14 protein-coding genes are annotated in these 16,895 nt (G+C 69.8%); 4 read left to right on the top strand and 10 right to left on the bottom strand.

The genetic code is table 11. The features are described 5' to 3' along the window. Nucleotides 1–58 precede the first annotated feature (58 nt). Genes LC438_RS02775 through LC438_RS02755 form a run of 5 tightly spaced genes read right to left on the bottom strand, consistent with a single transcriptional unit; the run spans nt 59 to nt 5,773 of the window. On the bottom strand, nt 59–919 hold the full coding sequence (locus LC438_RS02775; protein ID WP_223585770.1) for a carbohydrate ABC transporter permease: 861 nt from the start codon (nt 917–919) through the stop codon (nt 59–61). Beyond that, nucleotides 909–1,856, bottom strand: a complete 948-nt coding sequence (locus LC438_RS02770) for a carbohydrate ABC transporter permease (RefSeq protein WP_223585769.1) — start codon at nt 1,854–1,856, stop codon at nt 909–911. The genes LC438_RS02775 and LC438_RS02770 overlap by 11 nt, the downstream gene beginning before the upstream one ends. Next, complete coding sequence (locus tag LC438_RS02765; protein ID WP_105674191.1) at nt 1,853–3,127, bottom strand: sugar ABC transporter substrate-binding protein; 1,275 nt, start codon at nt 3,125–3,127, stop codon at nt 1,853–1,855. Before LC438_RS02765 ends, LC438_RS02770 begins: the two co-directional genes overlap by 4 nt. A gap of 13 nt (nt 3,128–3,140) precedes the next feature. Continuing rightward, the gene (locus LC438_RS02760; RefSeq protein WP_219844604.1) at nt 3,141–4,739 is read right to left on the bottom strand and encodes an FAD-dependent oxidoreductase; all 1,599 of its coding nucleotides are present in this window, start codon (nt 4,737–4,739) and stop codon (nt 3,141–3,143) included. Beyond that, nucleotides 4,736–5,773, bottom strand: coding sequence for a LacI family DNA-binding transcriptional regulator (locus LC438_RS02755; RefSeq protein WP_223585768.1), 1,038 nt, complete (start codon nt 5,771–5,773; stop codon nt 4,736–4,738). Before LC438_RS02755 ends, LC438_RS02760 begins: the two co-directional genes overlap by 4 nt. A 141-nt stretch (nt 5,774–5,914) precedes the next feature. On the opposite strand from LC438_RS02755, the gene LC438_RS02750 reads away from it, so the two are divergent. Further along, the gene (locus LC438_RS02750) at nt 5,915–8,527 is read left to right on the top strand and encodes a hypothetical protein (RefSeq protein ID WP_223585767.1); all 2,613 of its coding nucleotides are present in this window, start codon (nt 5,915–5,917) and stop codon (nt 8,525–8,527) included. A 98-nt stretch (nt 8,528–8,625) separates the two neighbouring features. Here the strand turns inward: LC438_RS02750 and LC438_RS02745 are convergent, their stop codons facing one another. Beyond that, on the bottom strand, nt 8,626–9,486 hold the full coding sequence (locus LC438_RS02745; RefSeq protein WP_223585766.1) for an amidohydrolase: 861 nt from the start codon (nt 9,484–9,486) through the stop codon (nt 8,626–8,628). Nucleotides 9,487–9,533: 47 nt separating this feature from the next. Here LC438_RS02745 and LC438_RS02740 point away from each other — a divergent pair, with 47 nt between their 5' ends. The 3 genes from LC438_RS02740 to LC438_RS02730 all read left to right on the top strand — a co-directional run bounded on the left by LC438_RS02740 (nt 9,534) and on the right by LC438_RS02730 (nt 12,057). After that, complete coding sequence (locus LC438_RS02740; RefSeq protein WP_105674197.1) at nt 9,534–10,211, top strand: FadR/GntR family transcriptional regulator; 678 nt, start codon at nt 9,534–9,536, stop codon at nt 10,209–10,211. 31 nt (nt 10,212–10,242) lie between these two features. Next, nucleotides 10,243–11,301 carry a PLP-dependent cysteine synthase family protein gene (locus tag LC438_RS02735; RefSeq protein WP_105674199.1) on the top strand — a complete coding sequence of 353 codons (1,059 nt, stop codon included), beginning with the start codon at nt 10,243–10,245 and terminating at the stop codon, nt 11,299–11,301. 249 nt (nt 11,302–11,550) lie between these two features. Continuing rightward, nucleotides 11,551–12,057 (top strand): glycine cleavage system protein R, encoded by a 507-nt coding sequence (locus LC438_RS02730; RefSeq protein ID WP_223585765.1) that lies wholly within the window; start codon nt 11,551–11,553, stop codon nt 12,055–12,057. Between the two features lie 15 nt (nt 12,058–12,072). Here the strand turns inward: LC438_RS02730 and LC438_RS02725 are convergent, their stop codons facing one another. The 4 genes from LC438_RS02725 to LC438_RS02710 all read right to left on the bottom strand — a co-directional run bounded on the left by LC438_RS02725 (nt 12,073) and on the right by LC438_RS02710 (nt 16,881). Next, the gene (locus LC438_RS02725; RefSeq protein ID WP_105674203.1) at nt 12,073–12,603 is read right to left on the bottom strand and encodes a hypothetical protein; all 531 of its coding nucleotides are present in this window, start codon (nt 12,601–12,603) and stop codon (nt 12,073–12,075) included. A 72-nt stretch (nt 12,604–12,675) separates the two neighbouring features. Continuing rightward, entirely contained in the window at nt 12,676–14,307 is a 1,632-nt protein-coding gene (locus LC438_RS02720) for a LuxR C-terminal-related transcriptional regulator (protein WP_223585764.1), read from the bottom strand. 14 nt (nt 14,308–14,321) lie between these two features. Next, nucleotides 14,322–15,335 (bottom strand): aldo/keto reductase family protein, encoded by a 1,014-nt coding sequence (locus LC438_RS02715; protein WP_223585763.1) that lies wholly within the window; start codon nt 15,333–15,335, stop codon nt 14,322–14,324. Nucleotides 15,336–15,402: 67 nt separating this feature from the next. After that, nucleotides 15,403–16,881, bottom strand: a complete 1,479-nt coding sequence (locus LC438_RS02710) for a PLP-dependent aminotransferase family protein (RefSeq protein WP_181155883.1) — start codon at nt 16,879–16,881, stop codon at nt 15,403–15,405. Between the last annotated feature and the right edge of the window lie 14 nt (nt 16,882–16,895).

Below are 16,895 nucleotides of genomic sequence, written 5' to 3'. Positions count from 1 at the left end.
TCCCGGTATCCGCCCTGGATACCGGGATCTTCTGCGACGGGAGCGCCTCAGACTTGCCTCAGCCCTTGAGGCCCGAGTGGGCGAGACCCTCGACGAACTGACGCTGCGCCACGACGAACACGATCAGCATCGGCACCACGGTCATCGTCGCCGCCGCGAGCTGCGTGTTCCACATCTGCCCGCCGTAGGCGTCGGTGTACCGCGTCAACGCCTGCGGGAGCGTGAACAGCTCGGGAGAGGTCAGGTAGACGGTCGGCTCCAGGTAGAGGTTCCACGACGCCAGGAAGGTGAGGATGGCGACGGCCGAGAGCGCGGGCTTGGAGAGCGGAAGGCAGATCCGCCACCAGATCGCAGGCCTGCCCAGTCCGTCGATCCGCGCGGCCTCCTCGAGCTCGACCGGCAGCGACAGGAAGAACTGCCGCATGATGAAGGTCGCGAGCACGCACGGCGCCGCGAGCGCCGTCACCAGGATCAGGGGCCAGTGGGTGTTGATCATCCCCCAGCCCTTGAACATCTGGAACAGCGGCACGATCGTCACCTCCCCCGGCACGAGGAGCCCGACGAGCACGACGAGGAACAGCGCGTTCGCCCCTCGGAAGCGAATGCGCGCGAAGGCGTAACCGGCGAGGCTCGACACGACCATGACGACCGCCGTGACGACGACGGCGATGTACACGCTGTTGAAGTACTGCCGCGCGAAGGGCTGGAACGTGAACGCCTCGGCGTAGGCGGCGAAGGTCGGATTCTCCGCGAAGAGCGAGGGCGGAGAACGGAAGATCTCCGCCAGGGGCTTGAACGACGACGTGATCATCCAGATCGTCGGGATCGCAAAGGGGATGGCGAGGACGATCAGCGCCGCGAACAGGATCACCTGACGGATGCCGCGGCCCTCGCTGCGGGTTCGGGCCTCAGTCTTCATAGAACACCCACTTCCTCCGCAGCTGCCACTGCAGAAGCGTCAGCAGCATCACGAACGTCAGCAGCATGAGCGCGAGCGTCGACCCGTAGCCGATGTCGTTGAACTCGAAGGCCTGCTGGAACACGTAGTAGACGAGCACGGTCGTCGACAGCCCCGGGCCTCCCCCGGTGAGCACCGCGACGTTGGCGAACGCCTGCAGGGCGCCGACGATCGTGATCACCGCCGTGAGCATGAGGGTCGGCGAGATCAGGGGCAGGGTGATCCGGAAGAAGATGCGCCCCGGCCCTGCGCCGTCGATGCGGGCCGCTTCGTACAGCTCGGACGGCACCCCTTGGAGCGCGGCGAGGAAGAGCACCATGTTGACGCCGACGCTGCGGATGACCTGCGTGACGATCACCGAGATCATCGCCGTGTCTCCCGACAGCAGCCAGTTGGGACCGTCGATGCCGAAGACGGCCAGCAGCCCGTTGATACCGCCGTTGTCCTGCAGCAAGAAGCCCCAGACCAAAGTCCAGGCGACCACCGACACCACGACGGGTGAGAAGAAGATCGTGCGGAAGAAGGTGACCCCGCGGAAGCGCCTGTTCAACAGGACGGCGAGACCGAGCCCGAGCGCGATGTTCAACACGACGATGCCGATCGAGAAGATCCCGGTCGCGCCGAGCACGGCCGGCAGCTGCGGGTCGCTCAGCAGCGCTGCGTAGTTGTCCCCGCCGACGAAGGTGAGCTCGCCGCGGAAGATGTTCCACTCGTTCAGGCTGTACCAGATGCCGAGGCCGACGGGCACGAGCACGAAGAGCACGACCCCGGCCAGCTGAGGCGCGATGAAGAGGTAGCCCGTGAGCTGGTCGCGGCGCCTCGTCGTCCAGAACGGGCGGTGCAGGTCCCGGGGCGCGTGCGCTCCCCGGGACCCGGCCACGGTGTCGGCAGCGGTCACTTCGACAGCAGCGGCGCGAGTGCGTCGCAGGTCGCGCCGAGCACGGCCTTCACATCCGCGTCGGCTGTCCACATCGCGTCGAGCGCGGTCTTGCCTGCCGCTTTGATCTCGGCGGGACCGGTGTGGTTCGGCAGCGTCACCGCGTCGGGCAGCTGATCGACCACCACGGTCTGCAGCTGCTCGGCGGCGAGCTTCGGGTTGTTAGCGGCGAGCTTCTCGCCCGTGAGGAGGGACTCGCGGGGCGGCGGGAAGTACTGGGCGAGCTTCTCGGCGTTCTCGGGGTCGGTGAGGAAGGCGAGGAAGTCCGTCGCCTCCTGCACGTGCGCGCTCGAGGAGAGCACGCCCACACCGGCCTGGCCGATCACCGAGTAGTCCCCCTCGGGCCCGTTCGGCAGGGGAATCACGTCGTAGGCGAACGAGTCGTCGAGCAGAGCCGCGCGGGAGACCTGGGCGACGGTGAACGCCGCATCACCGGCGAAGAAGTCCGCGGTGGTGCCGGGGCCCGGCATCGACTGGTCGACGAAGGCGGCGTCGTGCAGGAAGGTGAACGCCTCCACCATCTCCGGGCTGTCGAACGTGCAGGTGGCGCCGTCTTCGCTCCACGCGCTCGCTCCCCACCCGGTCCACACCGTGGCGAGCTGCCCCCAGTTGGCGTAGTCGAAGTCGCGGATCACGAAGCCGGCTCTGCCCGTGGCCTTGTGCACGGCGGCGCCGAGTTCGCTGACGTCCGCCCAGGTGGGGTCGGCGTCGAGGGTGACTCCGGCCTGAGCCAGGAGGTCCTTGTTGACATAGAGAGCGAACGGGGAGTTCGAGAACGGGTAGGCATAGAGCTCGCCGTCAGCGCTGAACTCCGCCGTCACGCTGTCCAGGAGATCGTCGTATCCCCACCCCTTCGTGCCTTTCAGGACGTCGGTGAGGGGCACGAGCGCGTCGGCGTCGATCAGGTCGCGCGACAGGTCGCCCATCCACGCCAGGTCAGGTGCGTTGCCGCCCGCGATCTGGGTCGTGAGCGTGGTGTTGTAGTCCGCGAACGGCAGGGACTCGTAGGTGATCGTCCCGATCTCCGGGTGATCGGCCTTGTAGGCGTCGGCGATCTCGTCGAACAGCGCGAGCTGGTCCTCGTTCGACGTCCACACCGACATGCGCAGGTCCACGCTGCCCGGAGCCGCGGTGGTCTCGACGGGTTCGGGAGCGGATGCTCCGCACCCCGCCAGAGTCAGGCCCAGCGCGGCCACCGCAGCGGCCGCACCCAGCTTCTTTGCTGATGTCATGCTCTTCTCTTCTCTAGTAGCCGATGATCTCGGGCCAGTGGATCTCGATGCCCGCCTCGACGAGGCGGGACTGGAGCTCGGCGACGAGCTGACCGTCGCCGGCGACGTCGCTCGGGGCGAGTCCGCGCTCGGCGCAGAACGCCGCGAGCTCGCCGGCGGATTCGCCGATGTTCCACTCCACGGGATGCAGCCGGTAGGCGCCGTTCGTGATGTGGGTGGTGCCGATGTTCTTCGCAGCGGGGAGCAGGTTGCGCATCCGCACGGGTATCAGCGCGCCGAGGGGGATCTCGAAGGGCGCGCACTCGACGTCGATGTAGTTGTCCCCTCCGGTCGAGGGGTGGATGTCGATGCGGTACATGCCGACGCCGACGGTGTCGTCGAATCGGGCGGGGCCGCCGTGTCCGCGCAGTCGCACGGAGATGTCCTGCTCGACGATCGTCCTCTTCGCGACGATGCGCCGGGACTCGCGGATGTACGGCGCCTGCGCGAAGCCGTCGTCGGTTCCGGCGACGTCGGGGCGCAGCCGGAGGCCGGGGAACCCTGTGCCTCCGTCGGGGCGCGGGGCCTCCGTCTGGAGCCAGTAGACGTAGGAGCGGGCGAGCTCCTTGGCGCCTTCCCGGTGGATCTCCGCCTGCGGGTCGTCGATGACGGAGCCGTCGAGATAGTCGAGCATCGGCCAGTTCGCGACGACGACATCGCTGTCGAGGAAGCCCTCGGTGAAGTTCTCCCTGGCGAGAATGCGACGAAACTCCCAGAGGTCGCGGTCTCCGGCATCCGTGCGCTGATCCACTGCCGTCCGCTCGTCGAGCGGCGGGTTCACGCGCATGGTCCGGGTGATCGGTTCGAGGGTGCGCGGATCCGGTGCGGTGAAGGACAGCAGCGGTGCACCCCAGAAGTCCGGCTGCATCCGCCGGAAGCGCTCGTACCCGTCCGGTCGGGCGATGGTGTGGTCTGCGCCCTCCTCGTGATCGAAGGCGAAGCACCAGGTGATGGCCTGCACGTTCCGGGGGTCTGCGGTCTCTGCAGCGCTCGGCTCACCCGTGTCGGCACGCGACTCTGCGCCGACCACGTACTCGGCGCCCGTGAGCGGGAGGAGGTCACCGGTCTCGGTGGCGTCGAGGACGTAGGATGCCGCGATCTCGTGCCGCGCACCGGCGTGGTCGACGGTCACCGACGTGACGACGGCTCCGTCGACCGACGCCGCGACCGGGATGGCGGGCTGCAGCACCGTGAGTCTCCCGCTGGCGCGGTACGGCGCCAGCATCGATTCGATGACGGCGAGGGCGACCCTCGGTTCGTGGCAGAGCCGGCTGACCCTGCCCAGACCGGGGTTGAGATCGCGTGCGGCCCGTGCCGTCTCGGTGAGCGGGTAGTGCCGGCGGTAGTGGTCGCGGATGCCGTCGCGCAGCGCGCGATATGAGGCGGTGATCCCGAACTGCTCGACCCAGTAGGACTCGTCGGGAGGGACGATCTGCGAGGTGAGCTGGCCCCCGAGCCAGGCGTACTGCTCGGTGAGCACGACGCGCTGGCCCCGGCGCAGCGAGGAGAGCGCCGCGGCCACGCCGCCGAGCCCTCCTCCGACGATGAGGACGTCGGTGTCCAGACGGGTCACCGGCGCACCTCTCGGAGCGTCGCCCCGTCGACGAGCTCGCCCGCGAGGAGCACCTGCTTCTGAAGGTCGGCCTGCTCATCCGGTTCGGCGAGCACGATGTCCTGCAGCAGGGAGAGCGCCCGCGAGGCGACGGCTTCGCGGCGCAGATCGAATCCGCTGAGCGCGGCGCCGTCGATCGAGTGCCCGGCGACGTCGGCGAGCGCCACGTAGCTGTGCGCGGCATCCGGTGCGGCTTCTCGGAGCGCGTCCGCGGCCGCCTCGGCGAGGAACGCGTCCTCCGCGATCACCGCGGTGACGTCGGCCTCGATGACCCGGCGGGCGATCGTCTGGCGGTCGAGCCCGCTGACATCGACGGAGGTGACCGCGATGCGGAGCCCCGATGCGGCCTGGGCGATCCCCGATCGACGGTCTACGGCCGCCGGCGCGATGGTTCCTCGGTGGAGGTAGACGGCGCGCTCATGGCCGCGCTCGTCGAGTCGGCGGATGATCCCGCCGGTGAGGGAGAGGTAGTCGATTCCCACGTAGGGAACGTCGGGCTCGTCCCTGCGCCCGATGGCGACGAACGGGAAGTCCTCGGCGACGAGACGGGCCAGTTCTGCGCTGTTCATCTGCTGTCCGAGCAGCAGGCAGCCGTCGGCGAGGCGGAACCGGGTGTTCTTGTGGAAGAGGCTGCGCGAGCCGTCGACGAGCGGGGAGGCGGTGAAGAAGAGCAGGTCGCAGCTCAGTCGTTCGGCCGCCCGCTCGATGCCGTTGAGCAGGGGACCGTAGAAGTCCATGCTCTCCGCCGACAGCGCGGGTTCGTAGGTGAAGATCCCGAGGATCTTGTTGTCGAGGCCTGCCAGCCGGCGCGCGGCGGGGTCCGCCACGTACGTGGTCTGCTCGATCGCCCGCATCACGCGCTCCCTCGTCGCCGCGGGGATGCGGACGTTGGAGTAGTCCTTGTCGTTGAGCACCATCGACACGGTCGCCTGGCTCACTCCGGCGATCTTCGCGATCTCTCGCTGCGTGACTCGCCCGTTCTTGTTCGTCGTCATCGACCTCTCCTGATAGTTCGGATTATCAGAATCCTGACACGACGATAACAGAAACGGGCGAATGCTTGTCAAGCTCTTGTGCAGGAAGTGACGTCCGGTGCATAGTGCTCTGATAATCCCTATCATCACGGAAGGACGATGATGTCCCCTGATCCTCTGCACCTCACCCTGTCCCGCCGCCACTTCCTCGGCGCCGGACTCCTCGCGGGAGCGCTCGTCGTGCTCCCGCCGAGCACCGTCTCCGCCACGGCCGCCGCCGGTGACGTGACGCTCACCGCCGACGGCATCCGCGTGGTCGCATCGGTGGGCGGCCGCATCGCGGTGCACGCCGCGAACGGCGCCCTCCTCATGGCGGGTTCCCGATTCCAGACGAAGGACACCGTCCACGGCATCCAGACCTCCACCGGCGGGACCCCGACGCTCATCACCTCGAACGGCCAGTCGGCGATCCGCATGGACTACACGATGCCGGCGAGTGCGGGGGGCGCGGTCGTCTCCGCTCTCATCACGGTGCAGACCGCCCAGGTCCACCTCGAGTGGACCGTCTCGGGCACCACGACCCTCAACCCGGCCGGATTCATGTTCAGCCGCGCCGTCAACGCGCCGACGGGCCCTGACGAGTACATCCCCACCTCGGAGTGGAGGCGCGACCCCGCCGGAGGCATCCCCTACGAGGAGCCGACCGGTGTCGTGTACCGGTCGTCCTGGGCATCGGGGCACGGTCTCCTCCTGCTGGACTCCTCGCGCAAGGCCTGGACCACGTCGACCTGGGTGCACGCCCCCGGCACTCAGATCGACGCGACGACCGCGGTGACCAGGGCGAGCCTGATCCTGACCGAGGCGCGCCCCGCTTCGGGGGCCGCGATCGGGCGAGGCGACGGCATCGCCGTGGAGCTCTCCACCGCGCGTCCGTACAACATCTGGGATGCCGCAGGGGATGCCGCGGTGAACGTGACCGTCACGAACGCCACGGAGACGGCTGACGTCGTCACGCTGTCGTGGTGGGCGCGGACCGATCAGGGGACGACCGTGTCGTCCGGCACGACGGCCCTCACCGTCGCCGCGCTGTCCACCGCCGACGCGACGATCACGGTTCCGCTGGACGCCCAGGGCATGGTCCTGCTCGAGGCAGCGGTCGACTCCCCTTCGGGCGACACCGCATTCGCCAGGACCACGCTCGCCGCGCTCGCTCCGTTCTCGTACACGGCCGGGTCGGCGAGCATGTTCGGCATCGCCAACTACCCCTGGCTGCTGAACGCCGGAGAGCAGGCGACGCTCGACCTCTGGCAGAAGATCGGCATCCAGTGGGTGCGCATCGCCTACGACGGCGGTCCGGGACTGCCGCCCTCGGCATACGACGCCAGGGGCATGGACCACAACCTCGAACTGCAGCCCGACCTCACGGCATCCGATGCGGCCCTGGTCTCATGGGCGTCGTCGAGCTGCACCACGGCGACCGCGGCGGGCGCGTCCTGGTTCGAGATCGGCAACGAGCTCAACCGGCCCTTCAACACCGGCGATGCCGCGCCCGGGTACGTGGAGCGGGTGCTCAAGCCAGTGCACGCGGCCCGCGCAGCGCAGGGCGGGACGTTCCAGCTCATGAACAACGGCCTCGCCGGCATGGACCGCCCGTGGCTCGAGGCTTTCCACGCCGCGGGCGGGTGGGACCTCGTCGACGGGATCGCGTTCCACCCCGGGCGGGGGAACTTCACGCCGGACTTCATCCCCACCGGCGACGGAGGCGAGTGGAGTCCTGGGGCGACGGGGACCTACTGGAACTTCCTGGGCGGGCTGCGCCAGCTCAAGGAGCTGATGGCGGAGTACGGGGAGAAGGAGATCTGGCTCACCGAGGCCTACGCGTGCACGCGGCCGAACGCATGGTGGAACGACACGTACCGGCACGCGGCGGAGAACGTGCTGCTGTCACTGGCGCTCGCGAAGGCAGAGGGGGTTCGCGCGGTGTGCTGGTATCAGTTCTTCGACTCGTACACGATCAGTCCGATGGGGGCCGATCCGGAGGACACCGAGTACCACTTCGGCCTCGTGAACCGCGACCTCGGCCCCAAGCCGTCTCTGCTCGCCTATGCGACGGCGGCCCGCGCACTGGACGAGGCGGAGTTCGTGCGCTGGGTGCATCTGGCCGACGGCACCACCCACGGACTCTTGTTCTCCACTCCGGACGGACCGCTCGCCGTGCTGTGGAACCGTGCCGACGGGTACGTCTTGAACACCGAGGGCGCCCGTGTCGACTGGCGCTTCCCTGAGCCCGAGATCTGGCAGGATCCGTGGGCGACGAAGACGTCGGTGTCCCTCCCGGCGACCGCCGTGGTCACGGAGACCGATTCCTTCGGACGCACCGCGCATATCCCCTCGACCGGCGGGCAGGTGCAGCTCACGCTCGACGGCGCTCCTCGGATCTACCGGGGCCTGCTCCTCGACGGGCCCGATGCGGGCCCTGCTCAGACATCGGACGGCGTGACCGTCCAGGCCCGACGCGAAGGCGAGGGAGCAGCGCTCGTGGTGAGCGTGCAGGGCGACGGCCGACGCGAGACCGACGTGCGGGTCACCACCCCGCTGGGCGCGGAGCGGATCGCGAAGCTGGCCGCGGGAGACACCGGCACGCTGACCTTCCGTGCAGAGGGCCTCGCCCTGGCATCCGGAACCGCCACCGTGAGGACCCACGTGCGCGGGTCGGGCGCACCGCAGACCAGGACCATCGCGTACCCGGCCTTCGACGCGCGCCCGATCGGCTGACCTCCGCCCCGCCCGGCTCGGGTGCTCCCGTCGCGAAAGATCCCGGTATCCGCCCTGGATACCGGGATCTTCTGCGACGGGAACGCCTCAGACGGCGATCAGCGGATGCCGTAGAAGGCGAGAGGCGTCGACCAGAACAGCGCGTCCGACGAGATGCCGCGTGACGTCGCCCAGTCCGCGACCGTGTGGAACCAGCGAGCGCGGGAACCGGGCCGGTAGGCCGTGTCGACCGACGACACCGGCCAGTCGCTGCCCCACAGGAGCCGCTCCGTTCCGAACGCCTCGAGCGCGGCGTCGAGGAACGGGATGACCTGCGCATCCGTCCAGTCCCCGCCGGTCTCGGCGGGGAGGCCCGAGAGCTTGACGTGGGCGCGGGGCTGCCGTCCGAGTGCGTGCAGATCGCGCAGCCACTCGGCCGAGGGGCGCAGCGGCGACTCCGCCGTGCCGATCGCGGGCTTGCCCAGGTGGTCGAGCACGAGGAACAGCTCGGGGACGGCCGCGGCGAGTGCGGCCACGTCGGAGAGCTGGTGGGGCCGCACGCAGGCGTCGAAGGTCCAGCCGCGCTCGGCGACCTCGCGCGCGCCCGCCACGAAGTCGGGCGAGGCCGCGAGGCCGGTGCGCTCCCCCTGCAGGAGATGGCGCACGCCGACGACCCGCTCGTGCGCGGCCAGGCTCTCGAGGTGCGCCGTGGTCGCCGCTCCGCGGTCGAGCCGCGCGCCGGCGACGATCGCGACGACTCCTGCGGCATCCGCGATCCGGTCGACCCACGCCACCTCGTCGAGGAAGCGCCGCTCGACGGTCTCCGCCTGCACGAAGATCGACACCTCCTCGGAGACGCCGGGCAGCTGCTCCTCGAAGATCTCCTCCTCGGCGAAGCGGCCGTGCAGGGCGCCCTCGAGCCACTCGTAGTCGAGTTCCCACGGATCCCACAGGTGCAGATGACTGTCCACGACGCGCATACCACCATCCTGCCCCAGACATCCGATCAATGTGCAAGGATGACGCCATGGCAGTGACAGACGAGGCGATCGAGAAGATCAAGGCGATGATCGTGTCGGGCGAGCTCGCCCCCGGCGACCGACTCCCTCCCGAGAAGGAGCTCTCCGAACGGCTGGGGCTCTCCCGCAACTCCATGCGCGAGGCGGTCAAGGCGCTGGAGGTCATCCGCGTCCTCGACGTGCGCCGCGGCGACGGCACCTACGTGACGAGCCTCGAACCGCACCTGCTGATGGAGGCCATCTCGTTCGTCGTCGACATGCACGACGACGACTCGATGCTCGAGATCTTCGCCGTCAGACGGATGCTGGAGTCGCAGGCGACCGGTCTCGCCGCGACCCTCGGCACCGACGAGGAGATCGCCGCGCTCATCAGCGAGGTCGACGGCGTCGACGCCTCGGTGAGCATCGAGGAGCTCGTCGAGCACGACATCCGCTTCCACCGCGACATCGTCCAGATGGCCGGCAACGCCTACCTCGCCAGCCTCATCGAGCACCTCAGCAGCCAGACCGTGCGCGCGCGGGTGTGGCGCGGGCTCACCGAGGGCGGCGCCGTGGAGCGGACCCTGTCCGAGCACCGCGCGATCGCCGACGCCATCGCCCAGCGCGACCCGTCGCTCGCGACCTCGCTGACCACGGCGCACATCGCCGGCGTCGAGCGGTGGCTGCGCCAGGCGGCATCCGCCTGACGCCGCGGACGCCGCCCGGTACCCTCGAAGCATGAGCGACTGGACCAGCACCGCGATCGCCCTGCTGGAAGCCGACGCGAACCGCAGCGCCGACACGCACCTGCACCTGTTCCCGCTGCCCGCCGAGTGGGGCATCGACCTGTACCTGAAGGACGAGTCGGTGCACCCGACCGGCTCCCTCAAGCACCGCCTCGCGCGCTCGCTGATCCTCTACGGACTGGTCAACGGCCGCATCCACGAGAACACCGTGCTCGTCGAGTCCTCCAGCGGTTCGACCGCCGTCTCTGAGGCGTACTTCGCCCGGATGCTGGGGCTGACCTTCATCACGGTCGTGCCGCGCTCGACGAGCCAGGAGAAGATCGACCTCATCGAGTTCTACGGCGGACGCTGCCACTTCGTTGACCGCGCGGAGGACATCTCCCCCGAGGCGCAGCGCCTGGCTTCCGACTGCCACGGCCACTACCTCGACCAGTTCACGTTCGCCGAGCGCGCGACCGACTGGCGCGGCAACAACAACATCGCCGAGAGCGTGTTCAGCCAGCTGTCGCAGGAACGGCATCCGATCCCCCACTGGATCGTCGTGGGAGCCGGCACGGGCGGCACCAGCGCGACGTTCGGCCGCTATGTGAAGTACCGCAGGCACGAGACCCGGATCGCGGTCGTCGACCCGGAGGGGTCCGCGTTCTACGACGGCTGGGCCGGAACCCCGGATGCACCGGCCGGACGGCCGAGTCGCATCGAGGGCATCGGACGCCCGCGGGTCGAACCGTCGTTCGTGCCGAGCGTGATCGACGAGATGCTGCGGATCCCGGATGCCGGGTCCGTCGCGGCCATCCGCCTCCTGAAGGAGCGCACGCTGCACTGGGCCGGCGGATCGACCGGCACGAACCTCTACGGCGCCTTCCAGCTCATCGCCCGGATGCGGGCGGCGGGCGAGACCGGCAGCGTCGTGACGCTCATCTGCGACAGCGGCATCCGCTATGCCGGCACGTACTACTCCGACGCCTGGGTGGCGGAGCAGGGGTGGGACCTCGCCCCGCACCGCGCGCGGCTCGAACGGTTCCTGGAGACCGGCGACTGGGTGGAGTGACCGCCGTCGCGCGATCACAACTCCTCACGAATCGGCGCCGCGTGCCCGATTCGGTGGTTCTGAGCGGCGATCCGGGTGGTTTGTGAGGAGTTGTGCACCGCGCATGCGCCAGAACTCCGGAGCTCCGCGGGCTCAGAGGCCGGACAGCATCCGGTGGATCCGAATCCCGCTGCTTCTCCGGAGTTCTGGAGCCGCGGTGACCTCGCCTGAGCCGCTGACCGGCCGCCCCGCTCCGGCTACGCTGTGGCCATGACGATTCTGATCCTCACCGTCGCCGGCGCCGACCGCCCCGGCCTCGTCGCCGCCGTCGCCGATGTGGTCGACGCCCACGACGGCAACTGGGAGAACAGCCAGCTCGCCGAACTCGCCGGCACCTTCGCCGGTGTGATCGAGGTCTCGGTCGCGGCAGAGCGCTCCGCCGAGTTGGAGCTGGCGCTGCGTGGACTCGAGGGTCTGCTGACCGTGGCCGTGCACACCGGATCGGATGCCGCGCACGCGGACGGCCGCGTGCTGGAGCTCCAGGTTCTGGGCAACGACCGCCCGGGCATCGTGCGCGAGGTGTCGGCGGTCCTCAACGCTCACGCGCTGAGCATCGAAGAGCTCGCGACGGAGACCCGGGATGCCGCAATGGCCGGCGGACGCCTGTTCGAGGCGTCGGTGCGGGCGCGGGTGCCGGCATCCGTCGACCTCGACGCTCTGCGCGCCGACCTCGAGCGCCTCGCCTCGGAGATCCAGGTCGACATCACCGTCGCCTGACCATGGGATCGAGGGCTAGTCGGCGACCGCGTAGGTGACGCAGTAGATGCCGAGCACCACGTTGTCCCCTTCGTAGCGCTCACCGTCGAAGGTGACCCCCTCGGGAAAGGCGGTCACCTCGATCAGACCTTCCTTCCCGTCCAGGTCGCTGTCGAACACGTTGAGGTTCAGCGTGTAGCGACCGTCGCCCGCGTCTTCCCAGAAGCCGCCCGTGTAGCTGGTCGGGGTGCCGTCGACGAACTTCAGCAGCTCGTAGCCCGGCGCGAGATCCGCTCCCAGCGAGGTGGTGAACGAGATCTCGCTGCCGTCGCCGTACACGGCATGATCGGGGATCGGCTCGGTGACGAGGTCGCTGCTGAACGGCTTCAGATCGGCATCGAGGTCGCCGGCGCAGTCACCGCCGACTGCAGCGTCGTCGCCCCCTGATTCGACGGACTGGGCGCCGGAGGCGGACCCTTCTCCGCCTCCGGCCGGCGCCGCCCCCGAGGCGCAACCCGCCAGAAGCACCGCGAGGACCAGGACGGCTGCAACCTTCATGTGCTTCATGCCTCGATGATTCCACCGGAATACTGGCGAGCGTGAGTAGGGAAACCCCGTGCCAGCCCGAGACGTCCTCACTCAGAGGTCGGAGAACACAGGCGCGTCGATGATCATCCGCGCGATCCCCGTGCGCGAGGTCAGCTGCCACCGCCGCAGTATCTCGGTGATGTTCTTCTCGACGGTCTTGACGCTCACGCCGAGACGCCCGGCGATCTCGATGTTCCCGAGTCCGGTCGCGACCAGCTCGGCGGTCAGCTGCTGGCGCGGCGTGAGCTGCTGTGCCGGTGGCGACGCCGCATCGAGATGCCCGAGCATCCGCGCTGGGATCCCACTGCGGGACGTGACGCCGAGTGCCGAGAGGATGCGCGACACATGGCCTTCGACGGTGCGCTCGGAGACGAACAGGGTCGCCGCGATCACCCGATTGCTCTGCCCGCCGGCGACGAGCGCGGCCACTTCGCGCTCTCGGGGGCTGAGCGCCGTCCATCCCGATCCGAGAGCGGGCCTCGGGCGCCTGCCCAGCAGACGCAACTGTCGCAGAGCCTGGCGTTCGACGCCGTGGTCGCCTGAGCCGGCGAGCGTCGACAGATACTCCTGCACGGCCTGCTCGGACTGACCGAGAGCGGCGAGAGCACGGGCGCGCACCATGCGCACGTTCGCCGCGTCGCGATACCGGCCGGCGAGCTCGGCGCGGGCAGCCGCGACGGCCGCGCGTTCGGCCGCCTCGATCATCCGCCCGCCCGCGGCGTCGATGCGCGCGAACGCCTGTTCGACGACGACGTGGGCACCGGGATGAGCGGTCAGCGGCAGCAGTTCGGCGACGATCAGCTCGGCCTCGGCGACGTCGCCCCGTTCGAGGGCGGCTGCGATCAGAATGTCGCAGCAGAGGGCGCGGTCGGCGACCTGCAGGTAGCCGAACCGCGGACCGCCGGCGACGCGGAGGATCTCCTCGGCTTTCGACAGCTGACCGACGGCGGCCCGCGCGTAAGCCAGGAAGGCGAAAGCCGCGGCGTCGAGATATCCGGATGGGGCGATGCTCAGATCGAACAGCTCGCGGTCGGCCTCATCGAGGCCGGCGGTCTCGCCGCACTGGACCGCGGCGAAGACGGTCGCCGCCTTCACGCAGCGCGTCCAGATGTCGTCGCCCTGATCCTCGGCGCAGCGGAGGGCCGCGTCCAGGTGCGGCCTCGCCGCGGCGGCATCGCCACGGAACATCATCAGTCGGGCCGGCTGCAGCAGCAGGGCGGGAAAGGGACGGATGCCGGCTCCGACCTGCAGCACGTCGTCGACAGGCCCGAGCACCTCTGCCGCCTGCTCGAATCGACCGGTCGCGAAAGCGGCCTCGACCATCGCGAACCGGGCGACGGGCAGGATGCTGTGGTCGATCGCCGTCAGAGCTCCGCGGCGGCCCCACAGTTCCGGGAGCCCGTCGTCGGTGGTCGGGTCCTCCCAGGCGACGCCCGCCGAGGCGAGCACGCGGAACGACAGCGCGAACAGCTGAACGAGCGCGCCGGCGTCCGCCGAGGAGATCCTGGCGCGCTCTGTCGTGATCACCGCGCGCTCGAAGTCGCCGACCACGAACTCGGCCCCGCCGGTGAAGGCGAGGCCGAGCGCGGGGTGCAGACTGTCGCTGCTCAGTGCCTGGACGCCGGCGATGTCACGTCGGCTCGCCGCGGCGGCGAGCTCCCAGTACAGCGCCTCGGAACCCATGCCCGTCGGTGCACTCAGACCAGGCGGGTCTTCGGCGACACGGTGTACGTGTCTTCGGCATCCCGGTTCACGACGTCGCCGAGGGCGACGTCGATCGCGGCCATGGTGTCGGCGTCGAGCTTCACGCCAGAGGCCTTGACGGTGTCGGCGAGCTGCTCCGGGCGGGATGCTCCGACCAGCGCCGCGGCGATGTTCGGGTTCTGCAGCACCCAGGCGATCGCGAGCTGCGGCATCGTGAGGCCGGCCTCGGCGGCGATCGGCTTCAGCCGCTGCACGCCCTCGAGGATGTCGTCGCGGAGCAGGTCCTTGATGAAGTGCGCGCCGCTGTGCGGGTCGGTCGCGCGCGAGCCCTCGGGCACCGGCTGACCGGGGAGGTACTTGCCGCTGAGCACGCCCTGCGCCATCGGCGACCAGACGATCTGCGAGATGCCGAGCTCTTCGGACGCCGGCACGACCTTGCCCTCGATGACGCGCCACAGCATCGAGTACTGCGGCTGGTTCGAGATGAGCTGCACTCCCAGCTGCTTCGCGAGCGCGTGGCCCTCGCGCAGCTGCTCTGCCGTCCACTCCGAGACGCCGATGTAGAGCGCCTTGCCCTGGCGGACGACATCCGCGAAGGCCTGGAACGTCTCCTCGAGCGGGGTCTCGTGATCGTAGCGGTGCGCCTGATACAGATCGACGTAGTCGGTGCCGAGGCGCTTCAGCGAGCCGTTGATCGACTCCAGGATGTGCTTGCGCGACAGTCCGGTGTCGTTCGGCCCCTTGGGACCGGTGGGGAAATAGACCTTCGTGAAGATCTCGAGACCCTCGCGGCGCTGACCCTTGAGCGCGTCGCCGAGCACGACCTCGGCGGCCGTGTTGGCGTACGTATCGGCCGTGTCGAACGTGGTGATGCCCGCGTCGAGCGCGGCGTGCACGGTCTTGACCGCGGCGTCGTCGCCGACCTGCGATGCGTGCGTGACCCAGTTGCCGTAGGTGATCTCAGAGACCTTGAGACCGCTGTTGCCGAGATAGCGATAGTTGACCATGTCTCCACGCTACCGGCCACCGGGGACACGAGGGCGGGGCGCGACGATGCTCCCCGCCGTGCGCGACTCACAGCGTCGCGCGGTACTCCCGCCACGCCGCCCCGAGCCGCGCGATACCCTCGGCGAGCACCTCCTCCGGCGCCGTGAAGGGGATGCGGATGTGATCGTCAGGGGAGACGGATGCCGCGAACTCCGCGCTTCCGGCGACCGAGACGCCGTGCGTGGCCGCGACCCTCGCGAGCGCCGCCGCCGAGCCGACCGGCAGCCGCGCCCACAGCGAGAGGCCTCCCCTGGGCGGAGCGGCCGACCAGTCGGGCAGGTGGGTCGCCATGAGGTCCTGCAGCAGCCGGAGGCGCTCCTGGTGGATCCTGCTGTTCTGCCGCTTCAGCTCGTCGGCATGGGCGAGCAGGTCCATCGCGAGCAGTTGCGCCGGCACGCTCGTCGACTGATCGGCGAGCTGCCTGGCGCCCCGCAGCCGCCGCACGAGCACGGGGTCGGCCCGCAGCCATCCGATGCGCAGACCCGCCCACGCCCACTTCGACACCGACTCCACGACGATCACCGGGGCGTCCGGACGCTCGGCGGCCAGCGAGGGCGGCACGACGCCGTCGAAGGAGATCCCGGCGACCACGCGATCCTCGATCACGGGCACGCCGTACTGGGCGGCGAGCTCGGCGACGCGGTGTCTGGCGGCCTGCGGCAGCCGGGTGCCCGTGGGGTTCTGATGGTGCGGGTTGACGGCCAGGAGCGCGGGACGCAACCGAGCCATCGCCACCTCGAGCGCGTCGACGTCGAGACCGTCGGCGGTCATCGGGATGCCGTGCACCGTCCCGCCGCGCAGCCCGACGGAGTCGGTGACGCCCGGCCAGGTGATCTCCTCTGCGAGCACGACGTCGCCCGGTCCGACGAGCGCGTTGACGACGAGGCTGATGGCCTGCTGCGCCCCGTGCGTGACGAGGATCTGCTCCGGCGTCGTCGGCGTCCCCTCCGCGCGGAACAGGTCGGCGATCTGCTCGCGCAGCACGGCCAGCCCCGCCGGATCTGTCTCCGGCAGCAGGGCGAGCTCGAGCCGCGGCGTGTGCTCGGTGATGAGCTGCACGGCGAGCTCCGGGATCTGCGGCACCGTGCGCAGCAGGTCGATCGCGTTGGGCAGCGCCGAGAACAGCGCTTCACCGCGCCCCGGTCGGTGCGGAGGGACAGCGGATGCCGCGGCGCCCGCGACCCGCGTGCCGCTACCCTGCCGGCGCTCGACGAGACCGCCCTCGGCGAGATCCGCGTAGGCCGCCACGACCGTGCCCCTCGACACGGACGTCGTGGCGGCGAGAGCGCGCTCGGCGGGGAGGCGGTCGCCCGGCCGCAGCTCGCCGCCGTGGATCAGCGCGGCGACGGCCTGCGACAGTCGTGCGGCGAGAGTGCCCTCGCCGTGCGTCCAGCGCCCCAGCCGCGCCGCCAGGCGCTCGGCGGAGACGTCGCCGGCGTGCACGAGGGGTCCGTCTGCCGATCGGTGGTCCACCGGACGATCATTGGCCCTGCCATCGATGCTCATGAGCCCCGATTCTG

The sequence above is a fragment of the Microbacterium sp. OVT16B genome (assembly GCF_019969705.1).
Lineage (GTDB): Bacteria > Actinomycetota > Actinomycetes > Actinomycetales > Microbacteriaceae > Microbacterium > Microbacterium natoriense.
Note: the sequence above shows the minus strand (reverse complement) of the source record. Positions and strands in the feature narration are given on the sequence as shown.

Coding starts and splice junctions, on each gene's coding strand:
- LC438_RS02745 (WP_223585766.1), bottom strand. CDS start 9,486: ATGCGCGTCGTGGACAGTCATCTGCACCTGTGGGATCCGTGGGAACTC.
- LC438_RS02730 (WP_223585765.1), top strand. CDS start 11,551: ATGACGATTCTGATCCTCACCGTCGCCGGCGCCGACCGCCCCGGCCTC.
- LC438_RS02725 (WP_105674203.1), bottom strand. CDS start 12,603: ATGAAGCACATGAAGGTTGCAGCCGTCCTGGTCCTCGCGGTGCTTCTG.
- LC438_RS02710 (WP_181155883.1), bottom strand. CDS start 16,881: ATGAGCATCGATGGCAGGGCCAATGATCGTCCGGTGGACCACCGATCG.
- LC438_RS02715 (WP_223585763.1), bottom strand. CDS start 15,335: ATGGTCAACTATCGCTATCTCGGCAACAGCGGTCTCAAGGTCTCTGAG.
- LC438_RS02755 (WP_223585768.1), bottom strand. CDS start 5,773: ATGACGACGAACAAGAACGGGCGAGTCACGCAGCGAGAGATCGCGAAG.
- LC438_RS02750 (WP_223585767.1), top strand. CDS start 5,915: ATGTCCCCTGATCCTCTGCACCTCACCCTGTCCCGCCGCCACTTCCTC.
- LC438_RS02720 (WP_223585764.1), bottom strand. CDS start 14,307: ATGGGTTCCGAGGCGCTGTACTGGGAGCTCGCCGCCGCGGCGAGCCGA.
- LC438_RS02740 (WP_105674197.1), top strand. CDS start 9,534: ATGGCAGTGACAGACGAGGCGATCGAGAAGATCAAGGCGATGATCGTG.
- LC438_RS02735 (WP_105674199.1), top strand. CDS start 10,243: ATGAGCGACTGGACCAGCACCGCGATCGCCCTGCTGGAAGCCGACGCG.
- LC438_RS02765 (WP_105674191.1), bottom strand. CDS start 3,127: ATGACATCAGCAAAGAAGCTGGGTGCGGCCGCTGCGGTGGCCGCGCTG.
- LC438_RS02775 (WP_223585770.1), bottom strand. CDS start 919: ATGAAGACTGAGGCCCGAACCCGCAGCGAGGGCCGCGGCATCCGTCAG.